The sequence below is a fragment of the Enterobacter sp. DTU_2021_1002640_1_SI_PRY_ASU_LCPMC_013 genome, from assembly GCF_032389435.1.
GTDB classification, from domain to species: Bacteria; Pseudomonadota; Gammaproteobacteria; order Enterobacterales; family Enterobacteriaceae; genus Enterobacter; species Enterobacter hormaechei_C.
The window spans coordinates 2782927-2808194 of sequence record NZ_CP135594.1 but is presented as its reverse complement, the minus strand read 5'-3'; the positions used below and the strand labels follow the sequence as shown (position 1 = coordinate 2808194).

General features: G+C 56.4%; 21 protein-coding genes. 11 read left to right on the top strand and 10 right to left on the bottom strand.

Annotation, left to right across the window (positions count from 1 at the left end; translation table 11 throughout):
* Positions 1-88 precede the first annotated feature (88 nt).
* The gene (locus RS584_RS13545; protein WP_315748040.1) at positions 89-1297 is read left to right on the top strand and encodes an MFS transporter; all 1209 of its coding nucleotides are present in this window, start codon (positions 89-91) and stop codon (positions 1295-1297) included.
* Here the strand turns inward: RS584_RS13545 and mtfA are convergent.
* Entirely contained in the window at positions 1294-2091 is a 798-nt protein-coding gene (gene mtfA / locus RS584_RS13540; protein WP_003859539.1) for a DgsA anti-repressor MtfA, read from the bottom strand. The two genes, RS584_RS13545 and mtfA, sit on opposite strands and share 4 nt — an antisense overlap.
* A 266-nt stretch (positions 2092-2357) precedes the next feature.
* Between mtfA and RS584_RS13535 the strand changes: the two genes are divergently transcribed.
* Positions 2358-3260, top strand: a complete 903-nt coding sequence (locus tag RS584_RS13535; protein WP_003859540.1) for a LysR family transcriptional regulator — start codon at positions 2358-2360, stop codon at positions 3258-3260.
* Here the strand turns inward: RS584_RS13535 and RS584_RS13530 are convergent.
* The 3 genes from RS584_RS13530 to RS584_RS13520 all read right to left on the bottom strand — a co-directional run bounded on the left by RS584_RS13530 (position 3232) and on the right by RS584_RS13520 (position 6884).
* Positions 3232-4020, bottom strand: coding sequence for a substrate-binding domain-containing protein (locus tag RS584_RS13530; protein ID WP_315748039.1), 789 nt, complete (start codon positions 4018-4020; stop codon positions 3232-3234). The genes RS584_RS13535 and RS584_RS13530 overlap by 29 nt on opposite strands.
* 6 nt (positions 4021-4026) lie before the next feature.
* Positions 4027-5328 carry an MFS transporter gene (locus RS584_RS13525; protein WP_032648822.1) on the bottom strand — a complete coding sequence of 434 codons (1302 nt, stop codon included), beginning with the start codon at positions 5326-5328 and terminating at the stop codon, positions 4027-4029.
* A 260-nt stretch (positions 5329-5588) separates the two neighbouring features.
* Positions 5589-6884, bottom strand: a complete 1296-nt coding sequence (locus RS584_RS13520) for a serine hydrolase (protein WP_315748038.1) — start codon at positions 6882-6884, stop codon at positions 5589-5591.
* Positions 6885-6979: 95 nt separating this feature from the next.
* Here RS584_RS13520 and RS584_RS13515 point away from each other — a divergent pair, with 95 nt between their 5' ends.
* Positions 6980-7885: a LysR family transcriptional regulator gene (locus tag RS584_RS13515; RefSeq protein WP_315748037.1), complete on the top strand. Its 906-nt coding sequence runs from the start codon at positions 6980-6982 to the stop codon at positions 7883-7885.
* Here RS584_RS13515 and fumA read toward each other — a convergent pair.
* Together fumA and RS584_RS13505 are read right to left on the bottom strand one after the other, a co-directional pair.
* Positions 7874-9523, bottom strand: a complete 1650-nt coding sequence (gene fumA / locus RS584_RS13510) for a class I fumarate hydratase FumA (RefSeq protein WP_045333373.1) — start codon at positions 9521-9523, stop codon at positions 7874-7876. The genes RS584_RS13515 and fumA overlap by 12 nt on opposite strands.
* 52 nt (positions 9524-9575) lie before the next feature.
* On the bottom strand, positions 9576-11084 hold the full coding sequence (locus tag RS584_RS13505) for an anion permease (RefSeq protein ID WP_017383327.1): 1509 nt from the start codon (positions 11082-11084) through the stop codon (positions 9576-9578).
* A 608-nt stretch (positions 11085-11692) separates the two neighbouring features.
* On the opposite strand from RS584_RS13505, the gene RS584_RS13500 reads away from it, so the two are divergent.
* Entirely contained in the window at positions 11693-14473 is a 2781-nt protein-coding gene (locus RS584_RS13500) for a flavocytochrome c (RefSeq protein ID WP_315748036.1), read from the top strand.
* A 58-nt stretch (positions 14474-14531) separates the two neighbouring features.
* Positions 14532-15494 carry an FAD:protein FMN transferase gene (locus tag RS584_RS13495; protein ID WP_315748035.1) on the top strand — a complete coding sequence of 321 codons (963 nt, stop codon included), beginning with the start codon at positions 14532-14534 and terminating at the stop codon, positions 15492-15494.
* Here the strand turns inward: RS584_RS13495 and dcuR are convergent.
* Complete coding sequence (dcuR, locus tag RS584_RS13490) at positions 15475-16194, bottom strand: two-component system response regulator DcuR (RefSeq protein ID WP_045339044.1); 720 nt, start codon at positions 16192-16194, stop codon at positions 15475-15477. The two genes, RS584_RS13495 and dcuR, sit on opposite strands and share 20 nt — an antisense overlap.
* Positions 16191-17807: a sensor histidine kinase gene (locus tag RS584_RS13485; protein ID WP_315748033.1), complete on the bottom strand. Its 1617-nt coding sequence runs from the start codon at positions 17805-17807 to the stop codon at positions 16191-16193. Before RS584_RS13485 ends, dcuR begins: the two co-directional genes overlap by 4 nt.
* Positions 17808-17960: 153 nt before the next feature.
* Here RS584_RS13485 and RS584_RS13480 point away from each other — a divergent pair, with 153 nt between their 5' ends.
* Positions 17961-18824 carry an N-acetylmuramic acid 6-phosphate etherase gene (locus RS584_RS13480; protein WP_165729996.1) on the top strand — a complete coding sequence of 288 codons (864 nt, stop codon included), beginning with the start codon at positions 17961-17963 and terminating at the stop codon, positions 18822-18824.
* Between the two features lie 55 nt (positions 18825-18879).
* Here the strand turns inward: RS584_RS13480 and ompC are convergent, their stop codons facing one another.
* A complete protein-coding gene (ompC, locus tag RS584_RS13475) occupies positions 18880-20043 on the bottom strand; it encodes a porin OmpC (protein WP_193042592.1) in 1164 nt (387 codons plus the stop codon).
* A 284-nt stretch (positions 20044-20327) separates the two neighbouring features.
* Between ompC and RS584_RS13470 the strand changes: the two genes are divergently transcribed.
* Genes RS584_RS13470 through RS584_RS13460 form a run of 3 tightly spaced genes read left to right on the top strand, consistent with a single transcriptional unit; the run spans position 20328 to position 22978 of the window.
* Entirely contained in the window at positions 20328-21029 is a 702-nt protein-coding gene (locus tag RS584_RS13470; protein ID WP_033486933.1) for a phosphohydrolase, read from the top strand.
* Positions 21030-21072: 43 nt separating this feature from the next.
* Positions 21073-22506: a DNA cytosine methyltransferase gene (locus RS584_RS13465; protein WP_086524581.1), complete on the top strand. Its 1434-nt coding sequence runs from the start codon at positions 21073-21075 to the stop codon at positions 22504-22506.
* Positions 22487-22978: a very short patch repair endonuclease gene (locus RS584_RS13460; protein WP_017693140.1), complete on the top strand. Its 492-nt coding sequence runs from the start codon at positions 22487-22489 to the stop codon at positions 22976-22978. Before RS584_RS13465 ends, RS584_RS13460 begins: the two co-directional genes overlap by 20 nt.
* On the opposite strand, the gene yedA is transcribed toward RS584_RS13460, so the two are convergent.
* On the bottom strand, positions 22950-23864 hold the full coding sequence (gene yedA / locus RS584_RS13455; protein ID WP_045338589.1) for a drug/metabolite exporter YedA: 915 nt from the start codon (positions 23862-23864) through the stop codon (positions 22950-22952). The genes RS584_RS13460 and yedA overlap by 29 nt on opposite strands.
* A gap of 178 nt (positions 23865-24042) precedes the next feature.
* On the opposite strand from yedA, the gene RS584_RS13450 reads away from it, so the two are divergent.
* Positions 24043-24954 carry a DUF808 domain-containing protein gene (locus RS584_RS13450; protein WP_045342336.1) on the top strand — a complete coding sequence of 304 codons (912 nt, stop codon included), beginning with the start codon at positions 24043-24045 and terminating at the stop codon, positions 24952-24954.
* A 77-nt stretch (positions 24955-25031) separates the two neighbouring features.
* Positions 25032-25214: a YodC family protein gene (locus RS584_RS13445; RefSeq protein ID WP_003859574.1), complete on the top strand. Its 183-nt coding sequence runs from the start codon at positions 25032-25034 to the stop codon at positions 25212-25214.
* Positions 25215-25268 lie beyond the last annotated feature (54 nt).

Genomic DNA, 25268 nt, shown 5'->3' with positions numbered 1-25268 from the left:
CTGTTTACAGTGGCAACTATTTTTGCAATATTTGTTTTCATAAACTTCATAATTTCCACACATTTATTGACATTATCTTCACAATTTTATGCGCACCCGTACTGAGAATCTCACTGACGTTGTGACCCCTAAAGCTAACTGGCCCCTGGCACTGGGTGCCGGTTTATTAGGTATTGGGCAAAACGGTTTGCTGGTTATGCTGCCGCAGCTGGTCTCCCTGACCGGACTGTCGCTCTCCGTCTGGGCCGGGCTGCTGATGTTCGGCTCGATGCTCTTTTTACCCGCATCGCCCTGGTGGGGACGCCAGAGCGAGCGGCACGGTTGTAAGATCGTTATGCTGGCCTCGCTGGGCGGCTATCTGGCGAGCTTTGTCGTGATGGCGCTGGTGGTCTGGGCGATGGCGAACGGCGCGCTGAATGCTTTCTGGGGAATGGCAGGCCTGGTGCTGTCGCGCATGCTGTACGGCCTGACGGTATCAGGGCTGGTGCCTGCGGCCCAGACGTGGGCCATTCAACGCGCGGGGCTGGATAAAAGGATGGCGGCGCTGGCGACGATAAGCTCTGGCCTGAGCTGCGGGCGTCTGCTGGGACCGCCCCTGGCCGCGCTGATGCTCAGCGTCAGCCCGGTCGCACCGCTCTGGCTGATGGCGCTGGCACCGTTTATCGCGCTTCTGCTGGTGCTGCGCGAAGCCGCCGATCCCCCGCTGCCGCCGGTGGCGCACCAGTCGACGCGGTTACAGGCCTCCATGCTGCCTTTCCTGGTGCTGGCACTGCTGCTGGCGGCGCTGGTCAGCCTGATGCAGCTTGGTTTATCGCCGCATCTTTACCCGTTATTTAATGCCGATGCCGTGCAAATCAGCCATCATGTCGCGCTGCTGCTGAGCCTGGCCGCGCTGGCGACCCTGGCGGCGCAGTTTCTGGTGGTACGCCCGCAGCATTTTACCCCGAGAGTTTTACTCTTAATTGCCGCGGTCTTGATGGTGGCGGGTCTTGGGCTGATGTGTCTCGCCAGTTTAGCCCTGTTCTACGTGGGAATTGTCATCACTTCGCTGGGGGCCGCCATGGCAACGCCGGGATACCAGCTTTTGCTCAACGATCGGCTGACGACGGGCAAAGGCGCAGGGGTGATCGCCACCAGCCATACGCTGGGGTACGGGGCCAGCGCGCTGCTGGTACCCGTGGTGACGCGCTTTTACGGTGAGCAGTTTTTGATTACTGCCGCATGGGGAATGGCGCTGCTGTTTCTCGCGGTGAGCGTGTGGGTACGATCGACCGATCGTACCTCTGCTGAACATTAGTGGAACGGATGAGAGGATGTGCTGGCTGCGTCCTCACTTTGCCGTAGACGCTGGAGCGGATCCTGCTGATAAAACTGGCAAAAACGCTGCCACAGCGCCGGGAAGCGCGGGGCAAAAAGCTCAGGTGCGCTAAAGAAATACTCGGACAGCACTGCAAAGCACTCGGCGGGATCGGTCGCGGCATAGGCATCAATGCTGGCCGCGCTTTCACCCACCAGGTCTATCTCATCCTGAATGTTTTCCATCGCCGCGTGCAGGTCGTGCTCCCATCCCGCGACTTCACGCAGCGGGATCAGCGGCACGCCGCTGGCGCGATCGCCGTTGCGGGTATCCAGCTTATGCGCCACTTCGTGAATGATCAGGTTGAAGCCCGAGGCATCGAACGAGTCCTGAATATCCAGCCAGTTGAGGATGATTGGCCCTTGCTGCCAGCTTTGCCCGGACTGCACCATACGCTGGTTGTGCACCAGCCCGATGTCATCCTCCCACTCATCATCGACGATAAACGGCGCCGGGTAGATCAGCACTTCGTGGAATCCATCCAGCCATTCGATACCCAGCTCCAGCACCGGCAAGCAGAAGAGCAGGGCGATGCGGGAATTTTTAAGCGGATCCAGTTCGAAGCCCTGTAGCGGTACCAGCCGTTTTTGCTGTAAAAAACGCTCGGCCAGCTGAATCAGCTTTGATTGCTCTTCAGGCAAGAGATTCGCCAGCACGGGGATCGCCAGAGCCTCATCCCAGGGCAGCGCCATATTTCGACCAGCGTCGTTCGTTTTCCAGGGCCACTTAATCATCGCTTTGCTCGTTACTCGCACGTGAACAAAATGGAAAGGTCAGGGGCTGTTAGCATGCCAACATACTCTGTTAAGCAGTATGACACTCCTCTTCGGCTGCATGCAGACTGGCAGCCTGTTTAAGAGGAATCCAGCCCGCATAAACTATCACTATGTGCCGTCAGGTTGATAGCGCTTTAGGGGTATCCCCTTCATTTTGTGAAGTATGTCGTGCGCGACTATGATAAATCTCTTCTTACCCTACCGTGCTTAAGGATCCCGTCAGTATGCCCGTCAATTTTGACCTCAACGATCTCTATGCCTTCCGCGCTTTACTGGAATATGGCAATTTCCGTCTTGCGGCGGAGTCTATCTGCCTTTCCCAGTCGGCGTTGAGTCGCAGAATTGAAAAGCTGGAGGCGGCACTGGGGACAAAACTGTTCGACAGAACCACCCGGCGCGTCACGCTGACCCTGTATGGACAGACCTTTGCCGACCGATGCGGACAGCTGCTTGCTGATGTGGAGTCCATGCTTTCGGATATCGATAAGGCCAGCGAGGAGCGTACGGGGCTAATCACCGTGGCGACGGTGCCGTCCGCCGCCTGTTACTTTATGCCGGATGTTATCCGCCGCTTTCAGTCCCGTTACCCCCGCGTGCGCATAAAACTGATCGACAGCAGCGCCGGAAATGTTATCGAGGCCGTCACCCGCGGACAGGCGGATTTTGGTATCTGCTTTGCCCGGAGTTTGCAGCCCGACATCGAGTTTGTCCCGCTGGTGGAGGATGTCTACGTGGCTGCCTGCCGGCGCGACAGCCCGCTTGCAAAAAGAAAAAGCCTGACGTGGCAGGCTTTTTATCAGCAGGATTATATCGGTCTGGATAAGACCTCCGGCAACCGCAATCTTCTCGACCAGCGGGTCGGGCATATTCGGCCTGAACGCCCCAGCATCTGCGAAACGCGGCACGTGACGACCATGCTGGGGATGGTTGAAGCCGGGATCGGCATTGCGGCCGTTCCCGCCATGTCAATGCCCCGCGCAGAGCATTCGCTGCTGACGTCGGTACCTTTAACCGAGCCTGAAGTCAGGCGAACCGTGGGGCTGATCCGCCGCCGCGGGCGGATCCAGTCCTATATTGCTGCCGAACTCGAAACGCTGATTACCGAGCAGTATCGCGAGGTGCACTGACGGGCGTTAAGCCCGTTGCCGTAATGACGCTGGCGGCCTGTGGCGAAGAGAGAAAGGCCAGCAGCGCTTTTCCCTGTTCGGGATGGTCAGCCTTCTGCGTTACGGCTCCGGCGAAACGGGTAATGTACTGCATGTCGTCAGGCAACTTACCCACAAACATCACCCCCGGGACCGGCAGAAGCTCGCTCACCTGCTGAAAGCCGAGATCGTATTTCCCTTTTGCCACTTCAGACGCCACCGGGATGCGCTCAACCCGGTGCGCTTTATCGTGAACCTGGCCGTCGATGCCCAGCTTACGGAACAGCTGACTCTCTACATACCGGCCGCTGGCGCTGTCGGAATAAGCTATGGAATGCGCCTTCAGCAGCGTTTGCCGCAGGGCAGGCACCGTACTGATATCCGGCACCGGCGCGCCCGCTTTGACGACCATCCCGACGGGCGAATCCGCCAGCTCCACGCGGGAGCCCGCCGCCGTCCTGCGATCCTGTTCCAGTTTCGCCAGCGCATCGCCCACCATAATCACCACGTCCGCTTTTTCGCCCCGGGCGAGCCGGGCCGGAATGGCCTGCGGCGTTTTGCCCATCGACGGGCCGGAGATCACAATGAGCCTGTCGCCGCTTTGCGCTTCGTACTGCGGCGTCAGCTTCTCCAGCGCCGCTTTGAAGCCGCCAGAAATCATCACCGTCACATCCTGCGCAAGCGCGCCCGCGCTGAGGGCGGCGAAGGTCAGGGCGGCAATCACCATTCTGAATGTAAGCATGAGGGATCACTCCTTAACGGCAGTTTGCAGGATTAACGTGCTACGACGATAGAGATAAAGCGTTGCCAGCAGGGCGCAAACGGCGGCAAAGCTCATCCAGTAGCCCGGAGAGGCTTTGTCGCCGGTGTACTCAATTAAGGCAGTCGAAATCACCGGCGTGAAACCGCCAAAGACCGCCGTTGCCAGGCTGTAAGCCAGTGAGAAGCCCGCCACGCGCACCTCTGCTGGCATGATCTCCGTCAGGGCCGGGATCATCGCGCCGTTATACAGGCCGTAGAGGAAAGAGAGCCACAGCAGCACGGTCAGCATCATTGAGAAGCTCGGGGCTGCGGCCAGCATCGTCAGCGCCGGATAGCTGGTCGCCAGCGCCAGCAGCGTCATGGCGATCAGCACCGGTTTACGCCCGAAGCGATCCGACAGCGCGCCGCCCACCGGCAGCCAGATGAAGTTGGACACCGCCACCAGCAGCGTGACCAGAAGACTGTCCGACGCGCTGAGCATCAGGACTTTTTTACCGAAGGTCGGCGCGTAAACGGTGATCAGGTAAAACGCGGTGGTGGTCATCGCCACCATCAGCATGCCCGCGACGACTACCGGCCAGTTGGCGAGCAGCGTTGTGAAGACCTGACGCATTGCCAGATGGTGGCGACGGGCGCTGAATTCCTCGGTCTCTTCGAGCTTGCGGCGCAGGAAAAAGATAAACGGCACAATCAGACAGCCAAACAGGAACGGAATACGCCACCCCCATTCGCGAATGGCACTCTCTTCCAGCACCACATTCAGGGCGAAGCCCATCGCCGCCGCGATCATAATGGCGACCTGCTGGCTACCCGACTGCCAGCTGGTGTAGAAACCCTTGCGGCCCGGCGTGGCGATCTCCGCCAGATAAACCGAAACCCCGCCCAGCTCGGCGCCTGCCGAAAAACCCTGCAACAGGCGGCCGGTCAACACCAGCAGCGGCGCCCACAGGCCAATGCTCTGGTAAGAAGGGATCAGCACGATCAGGAAGGTTCCGGCGGCCATAATTGACAGGGTGACGATCAGCCCTTTACGGCGACCCACTTTATCAATGTAAGCCCCCAGCACAATGGCCCCGATCGGACGCATCAGGAAGCCCGCGCCAAAGACGGCGAAGGTCATCATCAGCGACGCAAATTCACTGCTTGCCGGAAAAAAAGTATGGGCGATGTAGGTGGCATAAAAGCCGAACAGAAAGAAGTCGAATTGCTCAAGAAAGTTGCCCGACGTGACGCGGAAAATCGCGCCCGCTTTGGCACGAAGCGTTGCAGGTGAGGTTGAGGAAACCATGATTATCTCCAGTTTTATAGTGACGTTATGCTCGTCTGTTTCTGAAAACTGGATCAGGAAGTGGAAATTAATAAGCGCAAATAGCGCATGGACTGATGCGTGTGGTGCATTAATGACAAAGCGTTGACCAGTATTTACATATTCAACAATAACTTAACATTTCGGTGATCTTTTATTTACCCGATTTCGCTAAGTTGCTGATATCGCTGTTTTGTGACATCGCGCAGGTGAGAAGCCAGGCGGGGCCTGGCTTGGGATTATCAGCGCAGCGCGTTCGCAATCGCGCTAAACATCAGCGACGCTTCCAGCGGCTGGGCGCTGAATGACGGCTCTGCCTGCGGCCAGGTGGACCACTGGACGATAACCAGATTTTCTTTCTGATTAACCATGATCATCTGACCAAAAATACCCAGCGCCCACAGGGAATCCTTCAGCGAATTTTCGACTTTCGGCTCCACGTGTGTGGCGGTGGCTGGTACTTCGTTGTTCCACCACTGGTAGCCGTATAACCCCTTCGGATGCGCGTCGGACACCGATCCTTTGGCCTGTGTCCAGGCTGAGGACTGTTTCACCCAGCCCTCGGGGAGGATCTGCTTCCCGTCCGGCAGCGTACCGTTATGCAGGATAAACTCCCCGAAACGCCCCCAGTCTTCCAGCGTGGCGTTGAACCCATGCGCACCCACGTCGTGCTGGCCTTTGCTGTAGGCATGCCACACGCCGTCGCTCGCCATGCCGTACGGCTGCCAGATGCTTTTCTCCAGATACGCCGCGAGCGTCATGCCGGTGGCGCGCTCAAGCACATCGCCTAACAGCCAGGCGCCACCCGAGGAATAGGACCAGTTTTCGCCCGCCGGGTGTTCACGGTGTAACCCTTTCACCAGGGTGCGCACGCAGTTGTAGGTGCCCGGCTTCGCTTCGCATTCGGTAAGCCGGGCGAAGTCAGATTGCGGGTTGGTGTAATCTTCGTTCCACGCCACGCCAGAGGTGTGGGTGATGAGCTGTTTTAGCGTTACGCCCTCCCAGGCGGTGCCTTTTAAGTCAGGTTCGTATTGGGTGACAAGGTCGTCCAGCGAGTGGATTTTCCCTTCTTTAATTGCAGCACCCACCAGCGCGGAGACCACCGATTTGCCCACGGAACGCGACGTCCAGAGCGTTGAGTCGGTATTGCCTTCACCCAGGTATTTATAGGCCACTTTGCCGTTTTTCAGCACCAGCATGCCGCTGACGTTCTGGCGTTTCAGGTAATCCTGAAGAGTGTAACTCTTACCCTTCACCTGATAGCGGGCATCGGTGAGCGGTTTTTCTGCGGGCAGCAGCGGCGTAGCGTTGCCGTGGCGGAACACATCCCCCGCGTAGTTGCGGTAGTCATTGCGAAAGCCCACCACGCGATCGGCCTGGCTCCAGGTGAGCATGGTATGCGCGTCCGGGAGTCTGGCATCGAAAGGCGCCGGACAGGTGGTGAGGTCGGTACCGTTGCAGGCCGCCATAACAGCGGGCGAGAGCAGGCTGCTGACAACCAGCGCCGCGAGCAGCGTGCGGTTTGTTTTGATTTTCATATTTATCTCGTTTGGCTCAGGAAGGACTTCAGTTTAAGAACCTGCGGCCTATAATAAAAAACGCGTTATGGGGGAAAATCCCCCGTAAAAATCGCGTGGAGAATGACGTGGCATCACTGATCTATTCCTTTGCCCAGCTTGAGGCGTTCACCGCCGTCGCTGAGCATGGCAGTTTGATGAAGGCGGCCAGTAAACTCGGCAAAGATCGTACTACCCTGCGGGATCTGATCGATTTCCTTGAGGATGGGCTGGGCTACGCTCTGTTCCTGCGGGAGGGGCGCAGCCTGCGCCTGACGCCGGAGGGGGAGCAGCTTCAGCGACAGGCGCACCTGCTGATGCGCCAGGTCAAAGCGTTTGAGGCGTTTGCCAGATCGGTACCGGACAGCGCGACGCAGGACATTGCCCTCGCTTACGATCCGTTCACCCCCAGAGCTTTTTTACAGGCGCTGATTGCCACACTGGCGACGAAAAAGATCCGCCTGAGCCTGACCAGCGCATCGCGCGATGAGGCGGAAGCGATGCTGGCAAACGGTCAGGCCGATCTGGGGATCTGCCAGGCGCGCAACCGCAGCGTGGGCAATGAGATGGAGTGGCGGGCGCTGGGGGCGATCGAAATGGATTTTTACGCCGCAACGGCGCTTTTTGCGGAGGTTGCGTCGCCGGTGTCGCTGCTCGATCTCTCTCTGGTGCCACAGGTGATTATGCATCCCGCGTCAGACGAGCCGGTTGCCCGTCGCCTGCAAATTTCAGGGCACACGCTTTTCACTAACGAACTGGAGATGCTGCGCAGCCTGCTGGAGCAGGGCTGCGGCTGGGGGTTTTTGCCGACCCATCTTCAGGCAACGCAGTGGAAAAATGTAAAAAGGCTGCCCACCGAAGTGGGCAGCCAGGGGATAAGCCAGACGATGGTCACTATCTGGAAGCCGGGCAGCGACAAGCGCGGGTTGATCAACGATACGCTGTCGCTGCTTCCGGCGTTATGGAAACGTTCAGCGCTGTGAGCACCCTTTGCACTGTTTATTCTGGATCTGCTGGAAGAAGTCGTTGCCTTTGTCATCCACCAGGATAAACGCCGGGAAGTTCTCCACTTCAATTTTCCAGATGGCTTCCATTCCCAGTTCAGGATACGCCACGCACTCCAGGCTCTTGATGCTGTTTTGCGCCAGCACCGCCGCCGGGCCGCCGATGCTGCCGAGGTAGAAGCCGCCGTGCTTATGGCAGGCGTCGGTGACCTGCTGGCTGCGGTTACCTTTCGCCAGCATGATCATGCTCGCGCCGTGGGATTGCAGTAAGTCCACATAGGAGTCCATACGTCCCGCAGTGGTCGGGCCGAGTGAGCCAGACGCGTAACCTTCTGGCGTTTTCGCCGGGCCTGCGTAGTAAATCGGGTGATCTTTAACGTACTGCGGCAGTTCTTCCCCGTTGTCGAGCAGCTCTTTCAGCTTCGCGTGGGCGATATCGCGCGCCACGATGATGGTGCCGCTCAGCGACAGGCGGGTGGATACCGGGTGCGAGGAAAGCTGCGCCAGAATGTCGGGCATCGGCTTGTTCAGATCAATGCTTACCACGTCGCCTTCTCCCTGCTGGCGCAGGGATTCAGGAATATACTGGCCCGGATTGTGCTCCAGCTTCTCAATCCAGATCCCCTCGCGGTTAATCTTCGCCTTGATGTTGCGGTCAGCGGAGCAGGAGACCCCCATGCCGATCGGGCAGGAGGCGCCGTGGCGCGGCAGACGGATCACGCGAATATCGTGCGCGAAGTATTTCCCGCCGAACTGCGCGCCAAGGCCGAGGTTTTGCGCTTCCTGAAGCAGTTCCTGCTCAAGCTGGACGTCGCGGAACGCCTGGCCGTGCGCGTTGCCTTCGGTTGGCAGGCCATCGTAGTAGCGCGCAGAGGCGAGCTTGACGGTTTTCAGCGTGGCTTCCGCTGAGGTTCCGCCGATAACGAAGGCGATATGGTAAGGCGGGCAGGCCGCGGTGCCGAGGGTCCGCATCTTCTCAACCAGATAATTTTTCAGCTTCGCCGGGGTGATCAGCGCTTTGGTTTCCTGATACAGATAAGTTTTATTGGCGGAACCGCCGCCTTTCGCCATGCACAGGAATTTATACTCGTCACCATCAACGCTGTAGAGGTCGATCTGCGCGGGCAGGTTGGTGCCGGTGTTCACCTCTTTATACATATCCAGCGCCGCATTCTGCGAGTAGCGCAGGTTGTCTTCAATATAGGTGTTATACACGCCCTGACTCAGCGCCGCTTCGTCACCGCCGCCGGTCCAGACGCGCTGGCCTTTCTTACCCATAATGATTGCCGTACCGGTATCCTGACAGGTGGGCAGCACGCCTTTCGCCGCAATTTCGGAGTTGCGCAGGAATTGCAGGGCAACGTACTTATCGTTCTCGCTGGCTTCCGGGTCGCTCAGAATAGCCGCAACCTGCTTCTGGTGAGAGGTGCGCAGCATAAATGCCGCGTCGTGGAAGGCCTGCTGTGCCAGCAGGGTCAACGCCTCTGGCTCGACTTTCAGCACTTCCTGACCGTCGAACTCGGCAACGGAAACGTGCTCTTTGGTCAGCAGATAATATTCGGTGTCGTCATGCGCGAGGGGGAAGGGGTTCTGGTAGATAAAGGGTTTGTTTGACATAGCTTGCTCCACAAAAATTTAACCGCCGGAGGAAATGTCCGGCGGTCAGGAATCAGAACATCATGGACATCCACGGATAACCAATCAGCAGCAGGGCCGCCAGGAAGATGGCACCGAAGATGGTGCCGAGGCGCCAGTAGTCTTTGGTTGGCAGGTAGCCGCTACCGTAGTAAATCGGGCTTGGACCCGTACCGTAAGGGGTGATGATCCCCATCACGCCCAGCGAGGTCACCATCAGCAGAACGAACACTTCCATATTCATGCCCGGAATGGTGGAGGCGATGGTCAGCATCGCAGGCAGCAGCGCCGTGGTGTGCGCGGTGGTGCTGGCGAACAGGTAGTGCAGCAGGTAGAACGCCAGCAGCAGCACGATGGTGGCGACACCCGGAGAGATACCGCTCATCAGCAGGCCGCCTTCTTTACCCAGCCAGCTGATAAAACCGGTGGAGGAGAGGCCATCCGCCAGCGCCACCAGGGTGGCGAACCAGACGAAGGTATTCCACGCGGCTTTGTTACCGGTGATATCGTTCCACTCCAGCACGCCGGTCCACAGCATCAGGCCAACGATCAGCAGGGCAGCCATGGCCGGTTCAATCCACGCCGCGGCGAAGATCCACATCAGCAGCGCACAGCACACGAACACCAGCAGCAGGATCTCATTGCGCGACAGTTTGCCCAGTTTTTCCAGTTCACGGGTCGCCCACAGCGGTACTTCGTTGTTTACCTTCACTTCCGGCGGGTAGAACCAGTAAGCCAGCAGCGGCATGGTCAGGATCAGCAGGATGCCCAGCGGCAGGAAGGCGAGGAACCAGGTCCCCCAGGAGATATCAATTCCAACCGTGCTTTTTACCAGCGCCAGCGCCAGCAGGTTAGGTGCCAGAGCGGAAAGGAACATCGAGCTGGTGATACAGGCCGCGGTGATGGCTACCCACATCAGATATGAACCGATTTTGCGCGCGCTTGGGTCATTGGGTTTTGAACCGTACAGCGGCGGCAGGTTGGCGATGATCGGGTAGATGGTCCCGCCGCTGCGCGCGGTGTTGGACGGGGTGAACGGGGCCAGCAGCAGGTCCGCAAACGTAATGGCGTAACCGAGCGTCAGGCTGCGACGGCCCAGGTACTTCACCAGAATCAGCGCCAGACGGCGGCCGAAGCGGGTTTTGTCGTAGCCTGCGGCGAACATAAAGGCACCGAAAATCAGCCAGACGGTGGAGTTACCAAACCCGCTGACCGCCCATTTAAAGGAGGCGCCCGCCAGCTTGAATTTTGGGTCAGCCAGCTGTTCCGGGCTAAAGAGTACCCACTGGCTGCACAGCGCAATCGCCACGACGCCGGTAAGACCGATCACGGCGCCCGGCAGCGGTTCGAAAATTAAGCCGACGATGACGCCGACAAAGATGGCGAAGTAGTGCCACGCATAAGGCGGCAGCCCTTCCGGAACGGGGACAAACAACAGCAGGACGGCAACAATGACGGGCAAAGCCATCATCAGCAGTCGTTTTGCTGTTCCATTTGATGCCAGATTCGCCGCAGGAGGCGTTACAGCAGTTTTTGTATTCATAGTTTCACGTCTTAAGTTGTCAAAAATTCGTCGCCCGGCGAAAACACAAATTCGATTGAAATATCCTTTTTGCTTTTTTTAGTTATTTAAGGTGCGGATTTGTGTTTTCACTAATAGCGATTTAACGCATTTTGGTTTGCGCTAAATAAAAAATGATGATGTTTTTATATTGCTCTTTTGAATGCCATAACTATTGATCGCGATCAAAAAAACGGAACTGAATGGCTATTTTTATACTTTTTATAATAACCACTCTGAGTAGTGTGGTTATTCGCTGATTTTACGCATTTTATGTATCAAAACTATAACATTTAAATTTTGGTGATTTTGTTTGTTGTTGTATTATAAGGTTTTTTACCAGGCGTGGTGTATTGGTTTGACCTTTTCTAATTTAACTTTTTTTAAATTATTGTGAACAGGTGAAACATTCCCGCTAACACCAATGTGTTATTAATGTTACCGAAGGGATTAAATAGTTTATTAACTAACGTAATGGCTTTGGAAACTAAAAAAAGCTTTATATTACTATCATGACATCGGCAAAAAACACGAAATAAAAAATCATCCCGATAACGAATTCTTAATTTTTAAAGTTTGGAGTTTCTATTATGAGCACTAACGAACGTATTTTAAGCCCCTTCACATTACCGAATGGTACTGAACTGAAAAACCGTTTGTTAATGGCCCCAATGACAACCTGTACCGGTTATTACGATGGTACCGTGACCAGCGAGCTGGTGGAGTACTACCGCGCCCGCGCTGGCAGCATTGGCACCATCATCGTTGAGTGCTGTTTTGTTGACGATCTCGGCCTGGCGTTCCCGGGCGCAATTGGTATTGATAACGACGAGAAAATCGCCGGGCTGGCAAAAATCGCTGACGCCATTAAGTCAAAAGGCTCCAAAGCCCTGCTGCAAATCTACCACGGCGGTCGCATGGTCGACCCAAAACTGATCGGCGGTCGCACGCCGGTTGGCCCAAGCGCCGTTGCCGCGCCGCGTGACGGTGCCGCCACGCCGGTTGCCCTGACCGCGGAAGAGGTGGAAGGCATGATCGGCAAGTTTGGCGAAGCCGTGCGCCGCGCAATTCAGGCCGGGTTCGACGGCGTCGAAATCCACGGGGCGAATACCTATCTGATCCAGCAGTTCTTCTCCCCGAACTCTAACCAGCGCGACGACGAGTGGGGCGGCAGCCGCGATAACCGCGCGAAATTCCCGCTGGCGGTGCTGGACATTACCCACAAGATGGTGCGCCAGTACGCGGACGACGCGTTTATCATTGGCTACCGTTTCTCTCCGGAAGAGCTTGAAGTCCCGGGCATTCGCTTCGAAGACACCCTGTATCTGCTGGAAAAACTGGCCGCGCGCGGGGTGGATTATCTCCACTTCTCCCTTGGCGCCGCCCTGCGTCCTTCTATCGTCGATACTCAGGACCCGACGCCACTTATCGAAAAATACTGCGCCATGCGCTCTGACACGCTGGCGCAGGTACCGGTAATGGGCGTTGGCGGCGTGGTGAATGCCACGGATGTGAATGAAGCGCTGGATCACGGTTACGACCTGATTGCCGTTGGCCGCGCCACCATCGCCTATCCGGACTGGACCGATCGCATCGCGGCGGGCGAAAGCCTGGAGCTGTTTATGGACAGCACCCGACGCGAAGAACTGAGCATCCCGGAACCGCTGTGGCGCTTCTCGCTGGTGGAAGCGATGATCCGCGACATGAGCATGGGCGAATCTAAATTCAAACCGGGCACCTTTATTGAAAAAGTGCAGGACGATGCTAACGAGCTGGTGATTAACGTCAGCCTCGAAACCGACCGCATCGCCGATATCGAACTGGCCTCCGGCCCGAGTGAAGACGTCGAGTTTGTCACCAGCTTCGAAGAGATCCGTACCCGTATTCTGGATGCCAACACCCCGCACGTGGACGCGATTACGGGCGCGACCAGCCAGAGCGAGGCGGTGAAAAAAGCGGTCTCGAAGGCGATGCTGAAATCCAGCAAAGCGCTGGCGGCGGAAGAGGGCGCTGACCCGAATGAGACTAAAAGCGTGGATGTGGTGGTGGTCGGCAGCGGCGGCGCCGGTCTGGCAGCGGCGATTCAGGCGCATGACGAAGGCGCGAGCGTGCTGATCGTCGAGAAAATGCCCACCATCGGCGGGAACACCATTAAAGCCTCGGCCGGGATGAACGCGGCGGAGACCCGCTTCCAGCGCGTGAAAGGTATTCAGGACAGCAAAGAGCTGTTCTACCAGGAAAGTCTGAAAGGCGGTGGCAACAAGAACGACCCTGAACTGCTGCGTCGCTTTGTCGAGAACGCGCCGCAGGCCATCGAATGGCTGGCCACGCGCGGCATTATGCTGAACGACATTACCACCACCGGCGGGATGAGCATCGACCGTACGCACCGTCCGAAAGACGGTTCCGCAGTGGGCGGGTATCTGATCAGCGGCCTGGTGCGTAACGTCAATAAGCGCAACATCGAGGTGATGCTGGATACCTCCGTGAGCGACATCATTTTCGAAAATGGCGAAGTGACCGGCGTGCGTCTGACCACCGAAGAGAACGAAACCCTCACCGTGGCAACCAAAAGCGTGATTGTGGCAACGGGCGGCTTCAGCGCCAACAGCCAGATGGTGGTGAAATACCGTCCGGATCTGGCAGGGTTTGTTACCACCAACCACAAAGGGGCGACCGGAGGCGGTATTGCGCTGCTGGAGCGTATCGGTGCGGGCACCGTGGATATGGGCGAAATTCAGATCCACCCAACCGTTGAGCAGAAAACGTCGTATCTGATTTCCGAATCCATCCGCGGCGGCGGGGCGATTCTGGTAAACCAGCAGGGCAACCGCTTCTATAACGAAATGTCGACCCGCGACAAAGTCTCGGCGCAGATCATCGCGCTGCCGGAGAAATACGCTTACATCGTCTTTGACGAGCATGTTCGCGCCAAAAACAAAGCCGCGGATGAGTACATCGCAAAAGGGTTTGTTACCAGCGCCAGCTCGCCAAAAGCCCTGGCGGAAGCGCTGGGGATGGATCACCACCAGTTCCTGGCAACGCTGGAACGCTACAACGGCTTTGTGGAGAAACAGCACGACGATGATTTCGGCCGCACCACCGCGCTGCGTGCGCCAATCAACGAAGGGCCGTTCTACGCCATTCAGATTGCACCGGGCGTTCACCACACCATGGGCGGCGTGACCATTAACACAGAAACCTGCGTGCTGGACAGCAACCACAACGTATTGCCGGGAGCGTTTGCTGCGGGTGAGGTTGTCGGGGGCATCCATGGCGGTAACCGCATCGGCGGTAACGCGGTGGCAGATATCATTATTTTTGGTACGCTTGCAGGACATCAGGCGGCTATGCGTTCGAAAACACGGTAAGGCTCCTGTTTCCCCGGCGGCGCGGTGCCTGCCGGGGCTACATCTGAGGACTCATGAAATGCCTGATAGCCATCGCGTTTACAGCTACTCCGCCGTTCTGATGGGATCGCCCATCCTCCTGAAACTCTTTTCCCATGACGAAGCGCTTGCCTCTCGCGTGTTTCGCCTGATCAAACAGTACGAAGATCTGCTTACCGTTAACCGAGCGCATTCCCAGGTAATGGACATCAACCATGCGGCCGGTCAGCATCCGGTTGCCGTCAGTCGCCCGGTGTTCGAGCTGATCCGCTGCGCGAAAGCGGCCAGCCTGCTTAAAGACAGCGCCTTTAACCTGGCGATCGGCCCGCTGGTGAAGCGCTGGAAAATTGGCTTTAAGGGGGACGCGGTACCGCCCGCAGGCGAGATCGCCGCCTTGCTGGGCATCACGCATCCTGCGGACGTGGTGCTGGATGAAGCCAACAGCAGCGTGTTTCTTACTCGCCAGGGAATGGAGATCGATCTGGGGGCCATTGCTAAAGGCTATATCGCCGACAGGGTGCGGGATTACCTGCATAAAGAGGGCGTTGAACTTGGGCTGATCAACCTTGGCGGCAACGTCCAGACGTTAGGCTCGCCGGAGGGCGGCTGGCGCGTCGGCCTGAAAAAACCGTTCGCCGGTGACGCGCTGATTGGCGCCATGACGGTCGAAAACCGGTCGGTGGTGACGTCAGGCACCTATGAGCGCTACTTCGAGCTGAACGGCAAACGTTATCACCACATACTTGACCCACGCACCGGCTACCCGCTGGATAACGAACTGGACAGCGTGACGATTATTTCGCCAGACTCCCTCGACGGCGATATCTGGACCACGCTGATCTACGGCATGGGCGTGGAAAAGGGCTGCGCCGCGCTGCGTTCGCGCCCCGATATTGAAGCCATCTTTGTCACCAAAACAAAAGAAGTGGTGATCTCCTCGATGCACCACTTCCGTTTTACCCTTCTGGACGACAGCTACCGAATTACTGGCAGTACTGTTTGAGTAGGCCGACCTGTTCCGGCTGCAAACGGTAGCGATATACCGGCCGGCCGGTAGCGCCGTAGTGAATGCTGGTGAACAGGATATTAATTTGCGCCAGCCAGATCAGGTATTTGCGGCAGGAGACGCGGGAAATGTTGACCGCATTCGCCAGATCGTCGGTGGAAAATTCTATCTCCGGATGGCTGTCGATCCACTGGCAAATGGTGCGCAGCGTCTGCGGCGTTAGGCCTTTCGGTAATTTTTTGCTGTCGGCCAGCTCCGGAGCGCCGCCGTGGATCAGCCTGTCGACGTCGGCCTGTTCATAATACTGATGCGATCCCATCAGGCTGCGCTTTGCCTTCCAGCCGTTCAGCGCCTCTTCAAAACGCGGGAACTGGAACGGTTTAATCAGGTAATCCACCACGCCATAGTGCATTGAGGTCTGGATCGTTGTGGCGTCGGAGGCCGACGAGATCATGATGACATCAATCGGGCGGCCCGACGCGCGGATGATGGGCAGCAGATCCAGCCCGTTATCCTGCTGCATATAGACATCCAGCAGCACCAGATCGATCGGCTGGCCTGGGTTGGCGATCAACGCCTCGGCCTGGTTGAGCGTGGAAGCGACGCCGCAGCAGCTAAAACCCTCAACGCGGTTAACATACAGACGGTTGAGGTCGGCTACCATGGCGTCATCATCGACAATTAACACATTTATCACGCGATATTCCTCTCGCTATCCCAGGGGATCTGAACAAAAAATTGGGTAAATACGCCAGGCTCCGACTCGACGGTAATATCTCCGCCCAGATTCTGGATCTGCTGACGCGCAAGGAACAGCCCAACGCCGCGGTTTTCACCTTTTGTTGAGTAGCCCTTTGTAAAAATAGCCTCCAGCCGCTCGGGATCAATGCCGGGACCGTCATCGCTGACCTCACCGCTCAGCCAGCCGTTCTGATAATGTAGCAGCAGGCCGATCTCGCCTTCCGGCTGGCCTTCCATCGCATCCAGGGCATTTTCGATTAAATTGCCCAGCACGGTGATCAGCACCGCAACCTGCTCTTCATTGGCGGTGTCGGGAAGCTGACTCTCCTCCGCCAGCGTCAGGGTCACTCCGGCCTCTTTAGCGCGGTTAATTTTACCCAGCAGGAAGCCCGCAATGACCGGCGATTTAACTTTGCGCTGTATTGCGCCGATATCCGTCTGATAATTCTGCGCGGTCTGGATGATGTACTCCTCCAGCTTATCGTAGCGCTTCATGTGCAGCAGGCCGAGGATCACGTGCAGCTTGTTCATAAACTCATGCGTATGGGAGCGCAGGGCATCAACGTAGCTGACCATGCCATCAATACGCTGCATTAACTGGCTGATTTCGGTCTTATCGCGAAACGTGCTGATCGCCCCGATCACCTGATTCTGGCTTTTCACGGGGACCATGTTGCACAGCAGCAGCCGCCCGTTACAGCCGATCTCCTGATCCTGGCGGGCAATGCCGGTCCTGGATACTTCGCGCAGGCTGGCCAGCAGTGGTTCACTGCTGCTTTCGGAGTGCTGGCCCGAGGTCAGGAGTAATATTTCTCTGGCGGTGTGGTTAATCATCGTCACGCGCCCGTGCATATCCACGGCCATCACGCCTTCGCGCAGGGACTGCAACATGGCCTGGCGCTGCTCAAAGAGGGCGGAGATCTCGTAAGGCTCCAGCCCGAAGAGGATACGTTTCAGAACCCGGACCAGACCCCATATCGCCACTGAGCTCATCAGAACGCTGAATAAGATGGTCCAAACGGCGTTGAGCCGCCCGCGGGCAATCTGATCTTCAACTTTATTCAGCGAAATACCCACCACCACCACGCCGATCTGGTCGTGCCGATCGTCATACACGGGCGTAAAGACGCGCAGCGCTTCCGCGAGCGCGCCGCGGTTAACGGAGACATTCTCTTTCCCTTCCAGGGCGGGCGTCAGATCGTCGCCAATAAAATGCAAACCTAACAGCGCTTCGTTTGGATGGGAATAGCGGATCCCACGCAGGTCGGTGACCACGGTAAACAGCAGGTCGTTGCGCTTCGTCACCGCCTCGGCAATCGGCTGGATGATGCCAGCCTGCGGCGATTCCATCAGGCCACGCTTGATCTCCGGGCTGTCGGCCAGCGTCCGGGCGATACCCAGCGCGGTATCTTTCACGTCATCGCGCGTGGCGCGGGTGATCTGCACAGAGTACAGCGCGAAGACCACCAGCAGCACCGAGCCGATAATCGCGCACACCATCAGCGTAACCAGCGTATTCAGCTTCATAGGGCGCTTGCGCGTCGGGGGGAAGGGCTGCAAATCGCTCATTAACACTCCGCGATGAATAAGAAAGGGCTAATTATCGCTGATGACGGGCGTTTCATAAAGCCATGTAAAGAGAGGCGTTTCGTGAGCCTCCTCTCAGGTGACCTATATAAAACACTTTATAGTGTGAGGGTACTCATAATAAGGAGGCAGTTTATGAGCATTATGCTTACCGGTACGGCCAGGGAAAGACGGCACGCCAGCACCACGAACATCGACAGATTATCGACGCTGGATATGCTTAACGTCATACACCAGGATGACGCGCAAATCTCTTCTGCACTTACCCCTCACTTAAGTATGCTGGCCCGCGTGGTGGATAACGCGGCGGCGACGCTTAGCCACGGCGGACGTCTGGTACTGACCGGCGCGGGCGCGTCCGGACGCGTGGCTGAACAGGCGGCAGAAGCGTTTGCGCCGGGAAAACATCCCGTCATTGCGATGACAGCAGGCGATCACGCCGGTAGCTACGCGCGCGGCGTTGCCGACCTTCAGACGATAGAATTTGGCGAGCATGACATGATGCTGGCGCTGTCCGTCAGCGGCAAAACCCCATGGGTATGGGGCGCGATGCGTCATGCGTGGTCTCTGGGTTCAACGGTTGCGCTCATTACGGAGGATGCGCAAAGTGAAGCGGCGCAGCTGGCGAGCATGGTCATTGCTCCCGATCTGGGCGCGGATGTGGTGGCTGGGTATACCAACGCTAAAGCAGGCATTGCGCAAAGCATGATCCTGCATATGATCACCACCGGTCTGGCGGTACGTTCCGGACGGGTGTACAGCAACCTGCGCGTTGATCTGGAGGCAAGCAACACCAGATGGGCCGAACGACAAATTGCCATTGTGATGGAAGCAGGGGGATGTAGCCGGGCGCAGGCGAAGGCCGCGCTGGAAAGCTGTAACCACCAGTGCAAAACGGCGGTACTGATGGTGCTGACGGGGCTGGATGCCTGGAAAGCGCATGAATTGCTGGCGCAGAATAACGGGTTTGTTCGCCTGGCCTTGCAGGAAGCGCCGTAATATTTCAGCGTCAAATAAAAAAAGCCCGCATCGCGGGCTTTAATATTGATGGGGATTAGAACTGGTAGGTCATGCCTACGCCAACGATGTCATCGGTAGCAATACCGTTGTCATTGTAGAAGGCATCATCTTCGTCCAGCAGGTTGATTTTATAATCAACGTAGGTGGAGAAGTTTTTGTTGAAGCTGTAGGTCACGCCCACGTCGATGTAGTTAACCAGATCCTGGTCTACATAGTCATAGCCATTGCCTGGGTGATAATCGTTACCGCCCAAATCGATGCCTTTAGAATAGACCCACGCCAGGGATGGACGCAGACCGAAGTCAAACTGGTACTGCGCTACGGCTTCAAAGTTCTGTGTTTTGTTGGCGATGCCATCGTTGCCGTACGGAGTCATGTTACGGGTTTCCGCATACATCATGGCCAGGTAGACATCATTAGCATCGTATTTAGCACCGATTGTCCACGCCTCCGCACGTTCACCGCCAGCATATTTGCTGAAGCGGTTATAGGTGCCAGCGCCGTAAGCGACCTGGTCGTTAGTACGGTCGGAGGAAGAATAAGCCGCACCCAGCGTCAGGCCGAAATCGAAGTCATAGGTGGTAGACATACCGAAGCCGTCGCCGTTCTGGAAACGAACGTCATCATGGCCGTTTTTGGTGCCTTCCTGATTTTCGTTTGGTCCACCTTCATTATTTCCCTGATATTGCAGCGCAAAGTTCAGGCCATCGACCAGACCAAAGAAATCATTGTTACGGTAGGTCGCCACACCGTTAGTACGGCCAACCATATAGTTATCCGTCCAGGTGTAAGAATCTCCACCAAATACCGGCAGCATATCGGTCCAGGCTTCAACGTCATACACGACGCCGTAATTACGGCCGTAATCAAATGAGCCGTAGTCGCCATATTTCAGGCCAGCGAATGCCAGACGGTTGAAAGATTTATCCCCTGCGCCTTCGGTGTCGTTAGCGTAGGTTTTATATTCCCACTGGCCATAGCCTGTCAGGTCGTTCGTGATCTGCGTTTCGCCTTTGAAACCCACCTGTACATAGGTTTCATCGCCGTCGTCGCCAGGGTTGTCGGAGAAGGTATGACGCGCATCAACCTTACCGTACAGGTCAACTTTGTTGCCATTCTTGTTATACATTTCCGCCGCATTTACTGCGCCAGCCATTAATAACGCGGGTACGAGAATTGCCAGAACTTTTCTTTTCATTATATATTCCCTTTAAATATAAATTGTCTGAATATATGTAATTACCCTCCGTAACTACATGGCTGATACTATTCTATGGATTATTATTTAGGTTCAAAAATAAATGTAATTAAAGTGGTAAAAATATTACAAAATATTTCTTTTTATCTCTTTATTTTTCATATGAATTAATTCATTGAAAATATAGCGGGTAATTATTATTAAGTATTTCGTAATTCTATTTATAAAGGATTTTAATTCGGGTGTATTATAATTCACTCACTTTTGAGCAACAGGACAGGATGATGGAACTTGCGCAGTGGCAACACCGTTTTGAGCGCTGGCTCGACGAAAATCATTTTACTGATGATGCGGCGCACGATATCGCCCATTTTCACCGCGTCTGGATGACGGCGCAGGGTATTATGGCTGACGAGGATAGCGATCCGCTGGTTGTGCTGACCGCATGCTACTTCCATGACATTGTCAGCCTGCCGAAAAATCACCCGGAACGTAGCCACTCCTCGCGGCTGGCAGCGCGAAAAACGCGTGAGATCCTCAGTCGCGACTTTCCTGATTTTCCGCCGGATCGTTATGCAGCCGTTGAGCATGCTATTGAAGCGCACAGCTTCAGTGCCGGTATCGCGCCGCAAAGCCTGGAGGCCAAAATTGTGCAGGATGCCGACCGGCTGGAGGCGTTAGGCGCTATCGGCCTGGCGCGCGTCTTTGCCGTCTCCGGTGCGCTGGGCGCCGCGCTGTTTGATGCCGACGACCCGTTCGCCGGAACACGAGCGCTGGATGATAAAGCCTTCGCGCTCGACCACTTTCAGACCAAACTCCTGCGCCTGCCTGACACCATGCAAACCGCGCGGGGGCGCGAACTTGCGCGTCACAATGCCGATTTTCTGATTCAGTTTATGGCGAAGCTGAGTGCCGAATTACAGGGCGATTACCTCGGAACCGACAGCCAGATATTGACCCATTTCCGTCGCAGTGTGCGATCCTGAACTGTGGTACTCTGTTTTCTGTCTTTATTGTCCGGTTAAGAGAATGCAGGAAAATCGATCAGTGACTGTGCCCGCACCTGAGCGGGTTGAGAAATCAACGGCAGCCGTGCAGGCACTCCTGCGTCAGCTGCTGGAAATGTATGATGCTAAAACGCTGGCAAACCAGCTGGTGGCCCATGGCGAGAGCCACTGGAGCCCGGCGATACTCAAGCGGCTGCTGATAAGCGACAGGGCAGGGCACCGCCTGAGCGACGGTGAGTTCCGCTATCTGCAAAATTTGCTGCCGCGTCCTCCTGCTGCGCATCCAAATTATGCCTTTCGCTTTATCGATCTCTTTGCCGGTATCGGCGGCATTCGCCATGGCTTTGAAGCTATTGGCGGGCAGTGTGTATTCACCAGTGAATGGAACAAACATGCCGTCCGTACCTATAAAGCCAACTGGTACTGCGATCCCGATGCGCACCAGTTCAACGCGGATATTCGGGATGTCACGCTGAGCCACAAAACCGGCGTCAGCGATGAAGAGGCCGCCGAACACATTCGCAATACTATTCCGGCGCACGATGTGCTGCTGGCGGGCTTTCCGTGTCAGCCGTTCTCGCTGGCAGGCGTGTCGAAGAAGAACGCGCTGGGACGCGCACACGGCTTTGCCTGCGATACGCAGGGCACACTGTTCTTTGATGTTGCCCGGATCATTGATGCCCGCCGCCCGGCAATTTTTGTGCTGGAGAACGTCAAGAATTTAAAGAGTCATGACGGCGGCAAAACCTTCCGCATTATCATGCAAACGCTGGATGAACTGGGTTATGACGTGGCGGATGCAGAGGACATGGGGCCGGACGATCCGAAAATTATCGACGGCAAACACTTCCTGCCGCAGCACCGCGAACGCATCGTGCTGGTGGGCTTCCGCCGCGATCTCAATCTGAAAGGCGATTTTACGCTGCGTGATTTGCCCTCGCTGTATCCGGCGCGCCGCCCGACGGTGGCCGATCTGCTGGAGCCCGCCGTCGATGCGAAATTCATTCTGACCCCGGTGCTGTGGAAATACCTCTATCGCTATGCCAAAAAGCATCAGGCCAAAGGCAATGGCTTTGGGTTTGGCATGGTCAATCCGCTTAATCCTGACAGCGTGACGCGTACGCTGTCGGCGCGCTATTACAAAGATGGTGCGGAAATTCTTATCGATCGCGGCTGGGATAAGGCGCTGGGCGAAAAAGATTTTGACGATCCACAGAACCAACAGCACCGGCCGCGGCGCTTAACGCCGCGCGAGTGCGCCCGCTTAATGGGCTTTGAGACGCCGCAGGGCTACAGTTTTCGCATCCCGGTGTCGGATACCCAGGCCTATCGTCAGTTTGGCAACTCGGTGGTGGTGCCCGCCTTTGCCGCGGTAGCTAAACTGCTGGCCTCACGCATCAGCAAGGCCGTTCAGCTTCGTCAGAGCGAGGCCGTCGATGGCGGACGTTCACAATAAGGCCACGCGCAGTAAAAACATGCGTGCCATCGGCACGCGTGATACCGCGATTGAAAAACGGATCGCGGGCCTCCTGACCGCCGTCGGGTTTGAATTCAGGGTTCAGGATGCCACGCTTGCCGGGCGTCCTGATTTCGTCATCGACGCGTACCAGTGCATCATCTTTACCCACGGCTGTTTCTGGCATCATCACGACTGCTATCTGTTTAAAGTCCCGGCGACACGCACCGACTTCTGGCTGGAGAAGATTGGCAGGAACGTCGAGCGTGATAAACGCGATGTTTCTCAGCTTTACGCTCAGGGCTGGCGGGTGCTGATTGTCTGGGAGTGCGCGCTGCGTGGAAGAATGAAGCTGAATGACGTGGAACTGACGGAGCGGCTGGAAGAGTGGATCTGCGGCGGCGGTCAGGCCGCGCAGATCGATACCCAGGGCATTCACCCGATCACGGTTTCTCCACCTCACACCTCGTGACAATCGGTTTCGCGGGCAGCAAATATTTACCCAGCGTGACCAGTACCACGGCAAAGACAATCACACCCAGCGCCAGCCATTCAATCGTCGACAGCACTTCGCCCGCAAAACCGGTACCCAGCAGCACGGCAACCACCGGGTTAACGTAGGCGTAGCTGGTGGCAACCGCCGGTGAGACGTTGCGAATCAGGTACATATAGGCGTTGATGGCGATAATGGAGCCAAACAGCGCCAGATACCCGACGGCCAGGAAACCTGAAAGGTCTGGCATCGCCGCCAGTTTTTCACCCGTCAACGCGGAGGCCATCAGCAGCACAATGCCTGCCGCGAGCATCTCAATCGCACCTGCCATCATCCCGGAGGGCAGCTCGATGCGTGAACCGTAGACCGAGCCGAAGGCCCAGCTCATGGAGCCGATCATGATCAGAACGGCAGCCCAGGGGTTCCCGCTCAGGTTACCGCCGCTGTTCAGCAGGATGATACCCACAAGCCCAATCGCGATGCCCAGCCATTCGAGCTTACGGGTGCGGATCCCGAAGAGGCGACTAAAGCAGAGCGTAAACAGCGGCACGGTTGCGACGACTACTGCGGCGATGCCCGACGGAACGTTCTGGTGTTCGGCGACGGTTACCGCGCCATTGCCCACCGCCAGCAGCAGCAGGCCAATCAGGGCGGCGTTAAGCAGGGGACGCCGCGGCGGTAGTCTGTGGCCGCGCAGCAATAAAAACGCCATCAGCAGCACGCCGGCCGTAAGGAAACGAATACCGGCCATCATCAGCGGGGGCCAGCTTTCCACGCCTATACGAATGACAAAATAGGTGGACCCCCAGATGATATACAGGGAAAAGAGTGCTCCAATGAGCGGTAATAAATGCCGGAAACGCATAGTCCCTCACGACGAAATAAAAAGTTCGCTCATAGTTAACGCCAAAACTATCAGCCTGGCGAGTGCTTTAATTGTGTTGTTGATGTGAAATTTTTGTTGACGCGAGGTGCCAGTTTCCGGGCGGTGAGTTTTGTTCCATACTATTCACTTAATTAGCAAAAAAAGAAGGAAAGAGATTTTGGCAGGAAGTAGCTTATTAACATTACTGGACGACATCGCCACCTTGCTGGATGACATTTCGGTTATGGGAAAACTGGCGGCGAAAAAGACCGCCGGGGTACTGGGAGATGATTTGTCGCTTAACGCGCAGCAGGTCAGCGGCGTGCGGGCGAACCGTGAGTTGCCGGTGGTGTGGGGCGTTGCGAAAGGGTCCTTTATTAACAAGGTGATCCTCGTTCCGCTGGCGCTGCTGATTAGCGCCTTTATACCCTGGGCCATTACGCCCCTGCTGATGATTGGTGGGGCGTTCCTGTGCTTCGAGGGTGCCGAAAAAGTGTTGCATATGTTCGCTGCACGCAAAGAGAAAGACACCCCGGAAATGCGCCAGCAGCGTCTGGAAGCGCTGGCCGCGCAGGATCCAAAAACGTTCGAGCGTGATAAGGTCAAAGGCGCGATCCGCACGGACTTCATCCTCTCGGCCGAGATTGTGGCGATTACGCTGGGGATCGTCTCAGATGCCCCTCTGATAAACCAGGTGCTGATCCTGTCCGGCATTGCGATCCTCGTGACGATAGGGGTTTATGGCCTGGTCGGGCTGATCGTCAAGCTGGACGATATCGGCTTCTGGCTGGAAAAAAAATCCAGCGCAATTGCGCGCGGCATTGGGAAAAGCCTGCTGGTGCTGGCGCCGTGGCTGATGAAAACCTTGTCGGTGGTGGGAACCTTGGCGATGTTCCTGGTCGGCGGCGGAATTATCGTGCACGGTGTTGCTTCGCTGCATCACATGATTGAACATTTTGCGTCAGGCCAGGGAGCGGTAGTTGCTGCAATTCTGCCCACACTGCTTAACCTCGTGCTGGGCTTTATCGTCGGTCTGATTGTGGTAGCCGTTGTTAAGCTGGTTGGAAAAGTACGCGGGAAATCGCATTAATTATTGCTGACCCCGGGTGCAAAAAGACCATTCCTCGTCTAAATTGAAAACGTTTCACCCTGATACAGGAGGCAGGTATGGTCTTTTTGATCAGTGATGAAGTTAAGCCCAAAAATGGTGGTCCAGGTATGATCGTCACCGGGTATTCCAGCGGAATGGTGGAGTGTCGGTGGCATGATGGATACGGCATTAAGCGGGAGGCTTTTCGCGAAGACGAGCTTCAGCCTGCTAATAAAAGGCAAAAACGCGACAAGGCTTAATCACACAACGCCCGGCCTTGCCGGGCGTTTTTACTGGCAGAAGACTTATCATAT